The sequence below is a fragment of the Brachybacterium sp. genome (assembly GCF_052095815.1).
Taxonomy (GTDB): domain Bacteria; phylum Actinomycetota; class Actinomycetes; order Actinomycetales; family Dermabacteraceae; genus Brachybacterium.
In genome coordinates, this window is sequence record NZ_JBQDLF010000004.1 from 57,292 (window position 1) to 71,869 (window position 14,578).

Consider the following 14,578-nt stretch of genomic DNA (forward strand, 5'->3'; position numbering starts at 1 on the left):
CAGCCCCACTCCGAACATCCTGATATCCACCGTTCTTCGAAGGAGCACCACCGCCATGACCTCCCCCTCCACCCTCACCGGTGTGGTCCCCCCGCTGCTGACCCCGCTGACCGCCAACGGCGACATCGACCTGCCCTCGCTCGAGCGGCTGGTCGCCCACCTGCTCGAGGGCGGAGTGGACGGGATCTTCTCCCTCGGCTCGAGCGGGGAGGTCGCCTTCTGGGACGACGCCCGCCGCGCCGCCGTGCTCGAGGCCGTCACCGGCACCGTCGCCGGCCAGGTCCCGGTGATCGCCGGCGTCATCGATATGCAGACCGACCGCGTGATCCAGCACGTCCGCGCCGCCGAGCGCTTCGATCTGGCCGGCTATGTGGTCACCGCTCCGTTCTACGCGATCACCGGACCGGAGGAGATCGATACCCACTTCCGCGCCGTCGCCGCCGTGACCGAGCGCCCGATCTGGGCCTACGACATCCCCGTCTGCGTGCACACGAAGCTCTCCGCCGCGCAGATGCTGCGGCTCGGAAACGATGGCATCATCACGGGGGTGAAGGATTCCAGCGGCGACGATGTGGGCTTCCGGCGGCTCGCTGCCGCGAACCGTGCTGCGGGCTCCCCGCTGACGCTGCTGACCGGCCACGAGGTGGTTGTCGACGGCGCCTACCTCGCCGGGGCCGACGGCTCCGTGCCAGGGCTCGGCAACGTGGACCCCGCCGGCTATGTGCGCATGCACCAGGCCGCCCAGGCCGGCGACTGGGAGCAGGTGCGTCGCGAACAGGAGCACCTCGCGCAGCTGTTCGAGATCGTCTTCCAGCCCACCGACAAGGTCGGCCCGGCCGCCGGCGTCGGCGCTTTCAAGACCGCGCTGCGGGAGCTGGGGATCTTCTCCACCAACACGATGGCCACGCCGATGTCCCCGATCGAGGGGGACGCGGTGGGTCGCATCCGCGCGATCCTCGAGCAGACGGGGCTGCTCGAGGGGGCGTTCACCGACGGGGGCACGGATGCCTGATCCTGTCCTCGCCCTCGACCTCGGGGGCACCAAGATCCGCGCCGCGCTGGTGCACGGCGCGGGAGCCGACGACGCCCAGCGAGGCATCGCGCCCCGGCTCGAACGAGTGGCCGAGGTGCCGACGCCCGCGACCGCCGGACCGGCCGCGATCCTCGGCGCCGCGGCGGACCTCGCCGACCAGGTGCGCTCAGGCTCACGGGTGCAGGCGGTGGGCCTCTCCTCAGCGGGTGTCATCGACAGCGGCCGAGGACGGGTCTCGCACGCCACCGCCTCCCTGACCGGCTGGGCCGGGACCGACCTCCTCACCCCCCTCGCCGACCGCTTCGGAGTGCCGGTCAGCGCGCTCAACGACGTCCACGCCCACGGGCTCGGCGAAGCCCGATTCGGGACCGGTCGCGACCGGGACTCGCTCCTGCTGATCGCCGTGGGCACCGGCATCGGCGGTTGCCACGTGCTCGGCGGGCGGGGGGTCCTCGGCGCGCACGGCGCCGCCGGCCACGTCGGCCATGTGCCGGTCCCCGAGGCCGCAGGGGTGCCCTGCCCCTGCGGCCGGGTGGGACATCTGGAGGGACTGGCCTCCGGGCCGGGGATCCTCCAGCTGGCCACCCGCCTCGGCGCAGACAGCTCGCTGAGCGACGGCCGAGCGCTCGCCGCCGCGGCCATCGCCGGGGACGCCACGGCGCTGGAGGCCTACCGGGTCGCCGGTATCGCGACCGGGCGGGTGATCGGGGCGCTGTTGAACGTGCTGGATCCCGAGGTGGTGGCCCTGACCGGCGGTGTCCACGGAGCCGGAGCGCCGTGGCGCGATGCCGTGACCGCTGGCATCGCGCAGGAGGCGATGGACGTCGTCGCGTCCACCCCTGTGCTGTCAGCGAGCGCCGGAGAGCATGCCGCGCTGCTGGGTGCCGCCGCTCGAGCGCTCGACGACCTCACCGCCTGACACCGACCGTCCACTCCGCCGATAGGACTTCTCTTGCATCCTCTGGTCGCCCCGCTCGAGGGCTCACTGATCGTCTCCTGCCAGGCCTATCCCGGAGAGCCGATGCGCGATCCCCGCACCATGGCGCAGATCGCCGCCGCAGTGGAACAGGGCGGCGCCTCAGCGGTGCGCGCGCAGGGGCTCGACGACATCCGCCAGGTCAGCTCCGCCGTCGAGGTGCCGGTGATCGGCATCTGGAAGGACGGGGAGGAGGGAGTCTTCATCACTCCCACCCTCGATCACTGCCTCGCGGTGATCGACGCGGGCGCGGACATCCTCGCCCTGGACGGCACCACCCGTCCCCGCCCTGACGGGCGCACCTTCGCCCAGACCGTCACGGCCGTGCGCGAGCGCTTCGACGGACCGCTGATGGCGGACTGCGACAGCCTCGAGTCGGCGCATATCGCCGCGGATCTCGGGATCGAGCTGATCGGCACGACCCTCGCCGGCTACACCGCGGCGCGCCCGACGACGGACGGACCCGATCTCGAGCTGCTCGGCGAGCTCGCGCAGCAGCTGCCCGCGACCTCGGCACTGGTGGCCGAGGGGCGGGTCCACACCCCGCAGGAGGCGTCCGACGCCCGCGCCGCCGGGGCCTTCGCCATCGTGGTCGGCACCGCGATCACGCATCCCACGAGCATCACCCGCTGGTTCCGCACCGCAGTGGAGGATGCTGCGGACACTGCCGCCTCGGGCACTCGGCTGCGATGATCTCACTGGGCTCCTCCCCTGCGCCGGTCCCCGACGCCCCGGTCCCGCACACCGTGCTCGCCCGCGCCGGGGAAGGGCCCTGGCCCCGGTACCGGATCGTGGGGCTCATCCATCTCGGCGACGGGCACCTGCTGGCGGCCTTCGACGGCCGCGACACCGGTCAGGACGTCCCGGATCCGACGGGCCTGGTGCAGCGACGCTCCCTGGACGGAGGCCGCAGCTGGGGCCCCTTCGAGGATCTCCGCGCGGCGGATCGCGAAGACCGCCAGTGGTACTGCGATCCCAGCTATCTCCACGACCCCGCCACCGGCAGGCTGTTCGTCTTCCACACCCATGCGAAGGACCGCGGGGTCTGGGACGCGGTGGCCGGCACCGATGACGCGGACCGGGACGTGATGGGCTCCGCCGTCGGCCTCTCCGATGACTCCGGCCGCAGCTGGGAGTTCCGCTCCGTGACCGCGGTCGCCGCTCCCCCGGAGCTGCTCCGCACCGCATTCCCGACCTCCGGTGCCGGAATCGTGCTGTGTCGCGGACCGCACGCCGGCAGACTGCTGCAGCCCTACTGCGGCTGGTTCCGCGAGGGTGGCCGTGCGGGAGAGGGACCGGCCGCCGGTGAGGTGGTGCGCTCCTATGTGCTCTTCTCCGACGACCATGGCGAGAGCTGGCAGCGCGGAGCCCCGGTGGGCGAGGACATGGACGAGACCACGATCGTGGAGCTCTCGGACGGCCGGGTGCTGCTGAACTCGCGCGATCACGCCCGCGGCGGGCACCGACGGATCGCGGTCTCCGCCGACGGCGGGGAGAGCTGGCAGAACCCCGGGATCGATGTGCAGTTCCTCGATCCCGGCAACAACGCCCAGCTGGCGAGCCGCTGGCCGGATGCCGGCGCCGAGGACCCACGGGCACGGGAGCTGCTGTTCACCGGTGCCCACGACCGCTTCGCCCGGATCCGCGGCACGCTCAGCGCCTCGCACGATGACGGGGAGACCTGGCAGAAGGTGCTCGTGTTCGAACCCGGTCCGCTGGACTACTCCGTGGTCCAGGCGCTGGATGACGGCGTGATCGGAGTGCTCTGGGAGGTCGAGGCCCGCGAGATCCGCTTCGCACGGATCACCGCGGATCAGCTGCCAGCCTGAGCGACCGCCGGACGCAGCTCGCAGCTCGCAGCTCGCAGCTCGCAGCTCGCAGCTCGCAGCTCGGAGCTCGGAGCTCGGAGCCGATTTCGCAGGCAGAGGGCGGCGGCACCGTGATGGTGCCGCCGCCCTCCGTCATGCGGTCCGCTGGGTCAGGCTCAGCGGGCCGCGACTCGGTGCGCTCCGTTTCAGTGCGCTCCCGCTCAGCGAGGCCCCGCTCAGCGAGCTCCGGGCTTGCCCGGGTTCGGGTTGTCGATCGTGAACTGCGGGGAGGTGAAGGTCTCCCAGTGGTCCGGGTTCGCCGGATCACCCAGGGGCTTCAGCACCCGCATCTCGAGGATGTAGTCCCCGTTCTTCACGGTCTTGAACTTCTGGTTCTTCAGCGCGTAGCTGCCGTCCCAGCCGTAGACCTCGGGTGCGGCCGAACGGCCGAGGTGATCGCCGGCGTCGATCAGGCCGACGGAGGGGTTGACCGGCTTGGCCTTCCCTCCCCCGTTGATCGAGTAGGCCTTGATCTCGAGCCGCTCGACCGGGTATCCGAAGTAGTACGCGAGGTAGGGGATGTCCCCGTCCTGCATCGTGTACGTGTGGCCGCCATCGGGATCCAGCAGAACGCTGCCGGCCCCGTCGGAGACGCCGAGGACGGGCAGGCCCAGGCCCTGGGGATCCAGCACCGGCAGCGCCTGGTAGTCACCGGAGAGCCCCGCGAAGGGGACGACGATGTCATCCTCCGCGCCGGTCAGGGTGATCCAGCCGCCGTAGATGATGCCGTCCTCGCCGAAGGCCTCACCGAGGACCACGTCGAGCTCGGTGCTGCTCCCGGCGGGCACCGCCACCGTGTCGGCGGCGGGCTCGGCGATGCCTGCGGCGTCATAGAACGCCGGGTCATAGGCGGGGTGGCCGGTGGCGATGCCGTGGCGGACGCCGACCTGGTAGGTCTGCTCCGCCTCGGAATCGTTGTGGACCGTGAGGGTGACGGTCTTCGGGCCGTCCTCACCCTCGCCGAGGGAGATCGAGGGCTCATCGACGCGGGTAGCGGTGTGCACGGCGCCGACCATGTCCAGCAGGCCCGCACCCTGACGGTGGACCGGCTCGAGGTAGCCGACGTCCGGGATCAGCGACCAGGTCAGCTGATCTGCGGTGTTCATCATCGCGGTCTTCACGTCACGAGGGGTGAGCTCCGGAGAGGATTCCAGCAGCAGCGCCGCGGCGCCGGCGACATGGGGCGCCGCCATCGACGTACCGGACTTGGCGCCGTGACCGCCCTGCTCGAGCGGGACGGTCGACCAGATCGAACCGCCGGGGGCGGCGATGTCGGGCTTGAGCTGCAGCTCTGCGGTGAGGCCGTAGGAGGAGAAGTCCGAGACCAGGCCCGCGGTCGGGTTCTCGAGGGTCACGGTGCCGTCCTGCCAGGCCCAGGTGACGTCGCCGGCGGCGGCCGCCTCCTGCAGCGCCAGGCCGTCATCCTGGCTGATCATCACCACGGGGATCGTGATCGCCGGATCGCCCTCGACCGTCGGGTTCACGGCGCCGGGAGCGTTGTTGTACAGGATCACGGCGTCATATCCGGCGGCCTGGCCGGAGAAGGCCTTCTCGTAGAAGGAGCAGACCCCGCGCTCGACCAGCAGTGCCTGACCTGGACCGGAGGCCGGAACGACGGCGGAGGGGTCGCAGGCCTGACCTGCTGCGCTGCCCGGGGCTCCAGCGGAGATCAGGGCGAACTCACCGGAGGTCGGGATCGCCGCTCCGCCGGTGGCGCCGCTGTAGGCGATCTCGGCATCCGCCGCAGTCGCGTAGGGCGAGCGGAAGTGGGTGTTGTCCACCGATGCGACGGTGATCGCGTCGGCCGCGACCCCGGGGGCGCCGCTCGAGAACGTGCCTGCGACGCCCTCGTTCCCGGCGGAGATCACCATGGTGACCCCGTTATCGGTGAGCACATCGGACATCTGTGCGGTCGGGTAGTCCTGCCAGGTCACGAAGCTCGCGCCGAGGGACATGTTCACCACGTCGGCGCCGTCCTCCATCGCCTGCTCCATCGCTGCGAGGATCACCTCGGTGCTGCTGGAGCCGTCGCAGCCGAACACGCGATAGGACAGCAGGTCCACCTTGGGTGCCACGCCGAGCACCTCGCCGTCGGCGCCGATGATGCCGGCGACATGGGAGCCGTGGCCGCCGCAGTCGTCGGGGTACTCGTCGGGGGCGACGGGGACCCCGGTCTGGGAGTCGTAGTCATCTCCCACGAAGTCGTAACCGCCCACCACCCGCTCACCCGGGAAGTCCGCCGTCTGGTCGTTGGTGCCGGAGCCCCCGAAATCGGGGTGGTTGTAGTCGATGCCGGAGTCGATGACGGCGACGGTGACGCCCTCACCGGTGAGGCCGTCGACCTGCTGGACCTGGTCCACGCCGGTCATGGCGTTGCCGTAGACGTCCTTCGGTGCGGCGTCGACGGGCTCGGGCATCGAGACCTCGAGCACCGGGTAGACGGCGGTCACGCCGGCGACATCGCGCAGCTTGGCGACGTCGGCATCGTCCATGACGACGGACATGCCGTTCCAGCCGGCCACGAAGGTCTCCTCGACCTCCATCGGGATCTGGGCGGCTTCCGCACGCTCGTGGACCTGCTCCTGGGCGCGGGAGTTCGTCGAGGCGCTGCCGCCGCGGAGCGTGGGGGCGCCATCGACCTGGACGAGCCAGCGGCCTGGGATCGCGGTCTCGGCCACATCGAGCACGTCGTCGGGGGTGGGAACCTCGACGCCGAGCTCGGAAGCGGTGCCGAGGAGCTCGGGAGAGCCTCCCTCGGCCAGAGCGGGCGGGGCGACCAGCAGGCCGGCCACGAGGGCCGCACCGGCGCCGGCCGCGAGCGCGCCGCGGAGTCTGAGCAGACGTGAACGGTTGAAGTGCATCGTTGCATTCCTCCGGGGATGGGATGAGCGGTGCGCTGCGCATCATCGCGCCCGGGCCCTCCGGTGCGCACCGGCGCTCAGCATTCCATCACGAACTGCCCAGCCGAGGAGGGAGAATCAGCGATTCGAAGCCGAGAACCGAAGAATTCCCGCGGAAGCTGGGGCGGCCTCGGCCGGTCAGGGCGTCGCCGTCTCGCGGACGATCTTGATCTCGTCGGACCCGGGCAGCGAGAAGTCCGTGCCCGAGAGGTGCTCGAGCGCCGCATCCACGTCGGCCTCCTCGATGTCGTCGGCGAGGACGATGCTGAGCATGCTCAGCAGACCGTCGTCGATCTGCAGCTCGGCCTGGAAGCGATGGCCCTTCTGGGTGAAGACGCCACGCACCGGCCAGGTCTGTTGGCGCGGAACCGCGCGCTCGGCGGTTTCGGGCACGGAGAGCCACACCTCTGCAGCTTCCTCGGAGGGACCGTGTGCGTTCGCCTCCGGCAGCTGGGCATGCAGTGCCGCCGCACCGGGAAGGTCCGTACCCTCCGCCGCCAGCAACAGGTCCACGAGGTCCCGGACCGGGGTGGGCAGCTCGCGCTCCTCGACGTCTTCCTCGATCTCCGTGCCGTGCTCCTCCGAGGCCCGGTACGTGTCGAGTGCGTACATCGCGACAGTTCCGGCCGCGCCGAGCGCGGCGAGCACCAGGCGAGGCCGGGAGATCCCGCGGCGGCCCATCGCATCGACGATCCGGGCATCGAGATGCTCGACAAGATCCATCAGGCCGAGCGTCGCGGCGCCGATGATCACACCGTCCAGGCCTCGCGAGAGCATCACCTCCTCCTCGCGCGTGGTGTCAGCGACGAGCAGACCGCTCACCCCTGCCGTACCGATCCGGTACGCGGCGCGCGACCATGGGCCCAGCCGTCGGGGTTCGATGAGGCTGAGCCCGCCGATGGTGGCCGCAGCGGCGGCGGAGCGGAGCAGGGAAGCCGTGGAGTTCGAGGTCATAGGCGAATCGTAGAGCGTGGAGGCTCCTCCGGTCATGGCATATACCCTCGCACCGTGGATACTCCGGCCGACGCCCGCTCCGTGACCCAGCACGGAACAGCGGAGACCCCCGATGCTGGCGGACTCTCGCGACGGCTGGTGCCCGGACTGCTCGCCCTCGCCGCGACCCTCGCCTACGGGATGCTGGGCTCCCAGCAGTTCCACCATCTCGTCGCCCGCTCGTGGGATCTGGGGATCTTCACCCAGCTCGCACGCGCTTACGGGGAGCTGCGTGCCCCGATCGTCCCCATCAAGGGGGACGAGGTGAATCTGCTGGGCGATCACTTCCATCCGCTGCTGGTGATGCTGGCCCCGGTGTGGTGGGCCTGGCCCTCCGGTGAGGCGCTGCTGTGGACGCAGGCGCTGCTGTTCGGGGTGTCCGCGATCCCGCTGACCCGCCTCGCGATCGACCGCCTGGGCCCGGGGCTCGGCTCCCTCGCCGGGGGCGCATATGTGTTCTCCTTCGGGCTGCAGTCCGCAGCATCGGTCCAGTTCCATGAGATCGCCTTCGCGGTGCCGCTGCTGGCGCTGTCGCTGACGGCGCTGCTGCGCGGCAGGGTGCTCGACGCAGTGCTGTGGGCGGCGCCGCTGGTCTTCGTCAAGGAGGATCTGGGGCTCACCGTCGCCCTGCTCGGGGTGCTGATCGCGCTGCGCCACCGCGAGCACTCGCGCGACCGCCGTGCGGGATGGGCGCTGGCCGGGTGGGGCGCGGGGTGGTTCGTGCTGTCGACCTTCGTGCTCCTGCCGCTGCTGAACACTGCCGGTCAGTACGACTACACCGACAACCTCGGCTCCCCGCTCGAGGTGTTCTGGCCGCCGGTGAAGTGGCTGACAGTGCTCATGCTGCTGCTGGTCGCGGGCCTGATCGGTGGCCGCTCACCGCTGATCGCGCTGATGCTGCCCACCCTCGCCTGGCGTTTCACCGGGACCGTCGAGTTCTACTGGGACTGGTACTGGCACTACAACGCGGTGCTGATGCCGATCGCGCTGGCCGCGATGCTGGACGCCCTCGGGGATCGACGCACAGGACGCGCGACCGCCTGGTGGCGGCGGGATGCTCCGCTCCCGGTGCGCCGGATCCGCATCACCGCGGTCGCCGCCTCCGCAGCGGTCACCCTGCTGCTCGGCCCGGCGATGCCGGTGCTCGACGTGCTGCGGCCCCAGCTGTGGGAGCCGACCTGGCGGGCGGAGCCCGCAGCGGAGGCGCTCGCGGCAGTGCCCGACGGGTCAGTGCTCGCGGTGGACATCACGCTGATGGCCCAGGCGGTCCCGGACCATGACGTGCAGTGGCTGCACGGACCCAATCAACGGGTGCCGGACTGCGTGCTCAGCGACGACTACGCCTTCTCCTGGGGCGAGGGCCCGCCGCAGGATCTGCCGAGCTGGGCACAGCAGCAGTGGGACGCGGAGTATCAGACGGAGTTCGAGGACGGCGGCTTCACCGTCGTGTGCCGGCCGTAGTGCTCTGCTGATTCAGCCCCTGCGGGTTCGTTCCCCGCTGGTTCGCTCCGTGATCGCTGGCGCCCTCGCCCTCAGCGCCGCCTGAACCGTTGCCGCCCTCAGCGCCTTCGGGATCGGGATCGGCGGAACTCTCCGGGTTCGTTGCGGTCTCTTCGCCGGTGCCAGCCCCTGGCGTGGTGGAGTCGCCTTGCCCCGGCGTCGAGGAGTCACCGTCCCCGGGAGTCGAAGAGTCACCGTCTTCAGGTGTCTCCTGCCCGGGGTCCGGGCTCCCAGACTCAGGATCGTCGCTCGGCGTCGTGGATTCCGCGGGAGGCGAGGTAGTTCCAGTCTCCGGCGCCGAGGGCGGGGTCGAGCTACCGCCGCCGGAGCCGTTGCCCGGCTTGGTGCCGCCGTCGGAGGAGCCGCCATTGCCGCCGCGGGGCGAGTCATTGCCGGTGGAGCCGTCGTCACGCCCACCCTCGGCCTCACGCCCGGGGTCATCCTCCGCAGGTTCGGTGGGTGCCGGCTGCGTCTCCTCGGGCGAGGCGCTCTCGGTCTCCGCCGGCGTGGTCTCTGCGGCGGGCTCGGTCGGCACCGGTGCGATCGGCGTGCCGGCGGGGTCCGGGGCTCCGCCGCCGTCCGAGGGGGCGGGCGTCGCGGGATCGGTCGCGACGGGGAGCTCGGCGGGGCTCTCCCCGGCGTCACCGGCGAGGGCGGCGAGCGGTCCCATCCCGGCGGCTCCGAAACCGGTCACCGTACCGACCCCGACGATGCTCGCGATCGCCAGTGCACGCAGCAGGCCCTGATGGGTCGTCAGCGGCGCGCTGCTGCGGATGCCGGTGGCGCGTCGCCTGCTCGACCCAGACCTCATCGATGCTCTCCCTGACTGTGCTGTGCTGTGCTCGGCTCAGAATACTGGCGCATGCCCTCCGATGATCTGCTGAGGGGCAGGGCTCACACCGGATCCGCCCGCTCGTGCGGCGGACGGCGACCCCGATGGGGCCGGGGATCGGAGCGGGCGCGTTCCCGCAGCAGTCGTTCACGCTCGGCGCGCGCCGACTCCAGGCGCAGCCGCCACGGAGAATAGCGTTCTGCGGCGAGCGCGATCTGCAGCCCCCGCGAGAGCGCGAGATCGGTCGCCGACGCCGGCAGCGCCGCGAGCTCGGCGGCGCGCCCCGGCAGTTGGGCCGCTGCTCCGCAGGCGCTCCAGCGCGCGGCGACCTGCAGGATCCGACTGCGGGTGTCGAGGATCGAATGCCGGGCGCCGGGGATCTCGAGCAGCTGGGCACCGGGAATGCGCTCCGCGAGCTCACGCGCGATGCACGGGGGTGAGATCAGGTCCTGGGAACCGGTGATCACGAGTGTCGGTGCGGTGATCGCCGGTGCCAGCTCATGCAGGTTCAGCTGCTCCCCGGTGAACGGGGGCACCGCCCGTGCCTGCTCCGCCTCCAGCAGGAGCGGATCCAGCGGGCCGCCATCGGCGTGATGCCCGCCGCCGAGCTCGGTGTGCAGGATCCGTGCGGTGAGGTCGTGCTCGATCACGTACGGGGTGGACTGCAGCCAGGACTGGTTCAGGACCTGGCGGACGCTGGTCCAGGTCAGATGCCCGCGCCCCACGGCCAGCAGATCCACCAGATCACGCACCGCCTCCGGCCCGCCGTGCTCGTGGACGGCGAGCACCACCGGCCCCGCCCGAGAGGCGTCGACCGTGCCCTCCTGCGCGAGCCTGCGCAGCGTGCGGGCGGTGGTACCGGTGGACGGCTCGGTGCCCTCCCAGTACAGCGCGCGCAGCGCCTCCTGGGCGATCACCTCGTCCCCCGCACCGGTCAACGGGGAGTCCAGCACCAGCGAGTGCACCCGCTCCGGGTGGAAGATCGCGAGCAGCTGCGCGAGATAGGCGCCGTAGCCGCTGCCCACCACCGCCGCCCGCGGGACCCGGGCGTGGTCGAGCACCGCCACCAGGTCGCCGACCACCTCACGCAGGGACATCGCATGCGGCGGGAGGTCCTCGCCCTCCGCGTCGAGCCGCGACAGACCCACCCCGCGGTGCTCCATCATGAGCACGTCCAGGCCCCGCCCTGCGAGGCTGCGGCGCAGCACGTCATAGGGCAGCACCGAGGCCCGCGCGGGACCGTCGGGGATCAGCAGCACAGGCACCTGCGGCGCGGCAGTGTTGCGCGGGGCAGGCCCCGCGAGGGGCCGAGCGCCCGCTGCGCCGGATTCGGCCGATGCCCGGACCGCATGTGCGCGGCGCGGGACCGTGCGGGCGTAGCGCAGCGGGAACAGCCGCGGGTCCTCGGCGGAGAACTCGCGGTAGACCGTCATCAGGTCGTTGCGCAGCTGGAGCAGATCGTCCTGTGCGGCGCGGTCGAAGAACTCCGAGGGTCGAGAACGGGTGGAGCGGAGTCCGGGCAGAGCGATCACTCGCCGATCCTCCCATCGAGCAGCTCCACCAGGATGTCCAGCTGTCCGGCATGTCGCGCGGTCTCCTCGACCATATGGGCCAGCACCCAGCGCACGGTGCGCACCTCGCCGCCGCCACGCAGCTCCTCTTCCGGCTCGCGGCCGACCAGCTGGTCCCGTGACTGCGCGGTGGCGCTGCGGTAGTCCTCGCGCGCCTCCGTGAGCGAGGCCCCCACCGGGAGCGCCCACTGGCCGCCGGGGTCACGACCGTCTGACCAGCGGTAGCCGACGTCTTCGAGCGGAACCCCGCCGAGCACCTCCCGGAACCAGTAGCGCTCGATATCGGCCAGATGTCGCAGCATCCCGGTCACCGTGGTCTCCGAGCCGACCAGTCGTCGGGCGGCCTGCTCATCGTTCAGCCGTTCGGTCTTCCAGAGCATGGTGGCGCGCAGGAAGTCGAGGAACCCCTCGAGGGTCTCCCGCTCTCCGCTCAGCAGCGGCGGCTCGGGTCGCTGCTCGCCGGGTTCGTCGGCGATCTCCTGCGCCTGCGCTTCTTCTGCGGCGACGGCGTCCCGCTGCTCCGCAGCGAGCCGGTCCACGAGGTCGTCGAGCCCTTCGACCTGGTCTGCAGGGCCGGGATTCGCGGGGCCGGGGTTCGCAGGTCGGGCGTCCTCAGGATCTGATCCCGCAGGATCAGCGCCGGGCCCGTGCGGAGTTGAGGCGGGGACGTTCACGAACGATCTCCGATGGTGTTCCACAGGAAGGTGTACAGCAGCGCGTTCATCCGTGCGGCCTGCTCATTGTTGGCCGCTCCCCCGTGGCCGCCCTCGATGTTCTCCCAGTAGCGCACGTCGGCTCCCAGGGATTCCATGGCGGCGGCGAACTTCCGGGCGTGTCCGGGGTGGACGCGATCATCCCGCGTGGAGGTGAGCACGAACGTCGGCGGATACTGGGCGCCCTTGCCCTCCTGCAGCAGGTGGTAGGGGCTGAACGTGCGGATGTACTCCCAGTCCTCGGTGTCGGGATCCCCGTACTCGGCCATCCAGGAGGCGCCCGCCAGCAGGTGGCTGTACCGCTTCATGTCCAGCAGCGGGACCTGGATGATCACCGCGCCGAACAGCTCCGGGTACAGGGTGACCATGTTCCCGGTGAGCAGCCCGCCGTTGGAGCCGCCGCGCACCGCGAGGTGGGCGCGGTCGGTGACGCCGCGCTCGATCAGGTCCTTCGCCACCGAGGAGAAGTCCTCATAGGCACGGTGTCGGTTCTCCTTGAGCGCGGCCTGGTGCCAGCGGGGGCCGTACTCTCCGCCGCCACGGATGTTGGCCAGCACGTAGGTGCCGCCGCGCTCGAGCCAGGTCTTACCGATCGCCCCGAGATAGGAGGGCGTCAAGGAGATCTCGAAACCGCCGTAGCCGTAGAGCAGGGTGGGTCGGGGCTCGTCGGAGCCCTCGGCGTCCGTCTCCCCGATCCGGGTGATCTCGAAGTACGGGATGCGGGTGCCATCGTCGCTGGTCGCGAAGTGCTGGCTGACGTCCAGGCCCTCCGACTCGAAGCGGGCCGGGGCGGACTTGATGACCGCGAGCTCGCCCGGCTCGCCGCCGCCCGCGACGTCGGCGAGGTCCCCGAGCTGGAGGGTGGTGGGCTCGATGAAGTCGGTGACCGTCACCCAGACCTCGTCGCTGACGTCGGCGTCCACCGCGGAGACCCCGATGGAGCCGCGCAGCTCCGGGTAGAGGTCCTGACGCACCCAGGCGCCGTGCTCGTCGCGGGTGTGCACCTCGAGCCGGTGCACGACGTCTTCGAGGATCGACAGCACCACGGTGGTGCGGGTGATGGTCATGTCCGCGAGCGAAGTGGTCTCGGTGGGCTCGAACAGCATCTGCAGCTCGGGCTCGCCCGCCTGGAAGGCCGCGAAGTCGCCGACCACCAGGGAGCCGGCCGGGTACACCGACTCACCGATCTCCCAGTCGCTGCGGGGGCTGAAGATGCCCAGATCCCGGTGCGCGCTGGCCTCGAGGTCTGCGGGGACCTCGACCGTGGTCAGCGCCGGTGGCTGCTGCGAGCGGTCGACCACGTGGATCGTGTTGTTGTAGAAGGCGTGCGCCTCGATCACCCAGTCCCGCTCCCAGTCAGGGGTCGAGTCATGGGCGGCGAAGATCGCCATATCGGTGTCGGCGACCTCGTGCACCAGCTGAGCCTCATCCAGCGGGGTGCCTCGGTGCCAGATCCGGGCCTGGCGCGCATAGCCGGAGCTGGTCATGGTGCCGTCGCCGAAATCGGTCGAGACCCAGACGGTGTCGGCGTCGATCCAGCTCAGCGATCCCTTCGCCTCCGGACGCTCGAAGCCGCCCTCGGCTGCGGTCACGAAGGAGAGGGTCTCGAGATCGAACTCTCGGGTGACATCCGCATCCGAGCCTCCGTGGGAGAGATCGACCAGGGCATGGCGGTAGGGCTGCCCCTCCTGCGGGCGCAGCAGGCTCGCGCCGTGCCACACCCAGTCCTCCCCCTCGGCCTCGTTGAGCGCATCGACGTCCAGCAGCACCTCCCACTCGGGCTCCTCGGTGCGGTAGGACTCCAGGGTGGTGCGCCGCCAGAGCCCGCGCTCATGCTCGGCATCGGTCCAGAAGTTGTAGAGGAAGTCGCCGCGCTTGGTGACGCCCGGGATGCGGTCCTTGGCATCGAGGATCTCTCGGATCTCCTCCTGCAGCGTCGTGGCCAGCGGGTCACCCGAGGGATCATGGGGATCGCCGACGCCGTCCAGCTCCGACTCCGCCGCTGCGTTGCGCTCGCGCACCCACGCGAGCGCCTCGTCCCCAGTGACCTCCTCGAGCCACTGATGCGGATCCGCGCTGCCATCGGGGGCGGGCAGCTGGGGACCCGGGGCGGGGCGAGCGGCAGAGTCCGTCATCACGTCGGGGTCGGTCATCGCGGCGGGGTCGGTCATCGGTTCTCCTGGTCGAAGTCG

The 14,578-nt window shown here is 71.1% G+C and carries 11 protein-coding genes; 5 read left to right on the forward strand and 6 right to left on the reverse strand.

All coding sequences use genetic code 11. The annotated features are described in order from the left end of the window. Window positions 1-55 precede the first annotated feature (55 nt). From ACTH43_RS02770 to ACTH43_RS02785, 4 genes are read left to right on the forward strand one after another with little or no spacing between them, the layout of a single operon-like run. Window positions 56-1,012: a dihydrodipicolinate synthase family protein gene (locus tag ACTH43_RS02770; protein WP_441443398.1), complete on the forward strand. Its 957-nt coding sequence runs from the start codon at window positions 56-58 to the stop codon at window positions 1,010-1,012. Further along, window positions 1,005-1,952 carry an ROK family protein gene (locus ACTH43_RS02775; protein WP_441443399.1) on the forward strand — a complete coding sequence of 316 codons (948 nt, stop codon included), beginning with the start codon at window positions 1,005-1,007 and terminating at the stop codon, window positions 1,950-1,952. Before ACTH43_RS02770 ends, ACTH43_RS02775 begins: the two co-directional genes overlap by 8 nt. A 33-nt stretch (window positions 1,953-1,985) precedes the next feature. Continuing rightward, on the forward strand, window positions 1,986-2,702 hold the full coding sequence (locus tag ACTH43_RS02780; RefSeq protein ID WP_441443400.1) for an N-acetylmannosamine-6-phosphate 2-epimerase: 717 nt from the start codon (window positions 1,986-1,988) through the stop codon (window positions 2,700-2,702). Then, complete coding sequence (locus tag ACTH43_RS02785) at window positions 2,699-3,838, forward strand: sialidase family protein (protein ID WP_441443401.1); 1,140 nt, start codon at window positions 2,699-2,701, stop codon at window positions 3,836-3,838. The genes ACTH43_RS02780 and ACTH43_RS02785 overlap by 4 nt, the downstream gene beginning before the upstream one ends. Window positions 3,839-4,053: 215 nt before the next feature. Here the strand turns inward: ACTH43_RS02785 and ACTH43_RS02790 are convergent, their stop codons facing one another. Further along, window positions 4,054-6,738 (reverse strand): S8 family serine peptidase, encoded by a 2,685-nt coding sequence (locus ACTH43_RS02790; RefSeq protein ID WP_441443402.1) that lies wholly within the window; start codon window positions 6,736-6,738, stop codon window positions 4,054-4,056. 177 nt (window positions 6,739-6,915) lie between these two features. Further along, on the reverse strand, window positions 6,916-7,731 hold the full coding sequence (locus ACTH43_RS02795; protein ID WP_441443403.1) for a hypothetical protein: 816 nt from the start codon (window positions 7,729-7,731) through the stop codon (window positions 6,916-6,918). Window positions 7,732-7,785: 54 nt separating this feature from the next. Between ACTH43_RS02795 and ACTH43_RS02800 the strand changes: the two genes are divergently transcribed. Continuing rightward, entirely contained in the window at window positions 7,786-9,231 is a 1,446-nt protein-coding gene (locus tag ACTH43_RS02800; protein WP_345082086.1) for a DUF2079 domain-containing protein, read from the forward strand. On the opposite strand, the gene ACTH43_RS02805 is transcribed toward ACTH43_RS02800, so the two are convergent. The 4 genes from ACTH43_RS02805 to ACTH43_RS02820 all read right to left on the reverse strand — a co-directional run bounded on the left by ACTH43_RS02805 (window position 9,209) and on the right by ACTH43_RS02820 (window position 14,557). Then, the gene (locus ACTH43_RS02805; protein WP_441443404.1) at window positions 9,209-10,081 is read right to left on the reverse strand and encodes a hypothetical protein; all 873 of its coding nucleotides are present in this window, start codon (window positions 10,079-10,081) and stop codon (window positions 9,209-9,211) included. The genes ACTH43_RS02800 and ACTH43_RS02805 overlap by 23 nt on opposite strands. An 83-nt stretch (window positions 10,082-10,164) precedes the next feature. Beyond that, window positions 10,165-11,634, reverse strand: coding sequence for an alpha/beta fold hydrolase (locus tag ACTH43_RS02810; RefSeq protein WP_441443405.1), 1,470 nt, complete (start codon window positions 11,632-11,634; stop codon window positions 10,165-10,167). Next, window positions 11,631-12,347, reverse strand: a complete 717-nt coding sequence (locus ACTH43_RS02815; protein ID WP_441443406.1) for a DinB family protein — start codon at window positions 12,345-12,347, stop codon at window positions 11,631-11,633. Before ACTH43_RS02815 ends, ACTH43_RS02810 begins: the two co-directional genes overlap by 4 nt. After that, window positions 12,344-14,557 (reverse strand): prolyl oligopeptidase family serine peptidase, encoded by a 2,214-nt coding sequence (locus ACTH43_RS02820; protein WP_441443407.1) that lies wholly within the window; start codon window positions 14,555-14,557, stop codon window positions 12,344-12,346. Before ACTH43_RS02820 ends, ACTH43_RS02815 begins: the two co-directional genes overlap by 4 nt. Window positions 14,558-14,578: the final 21 nt, after the last annotated feature.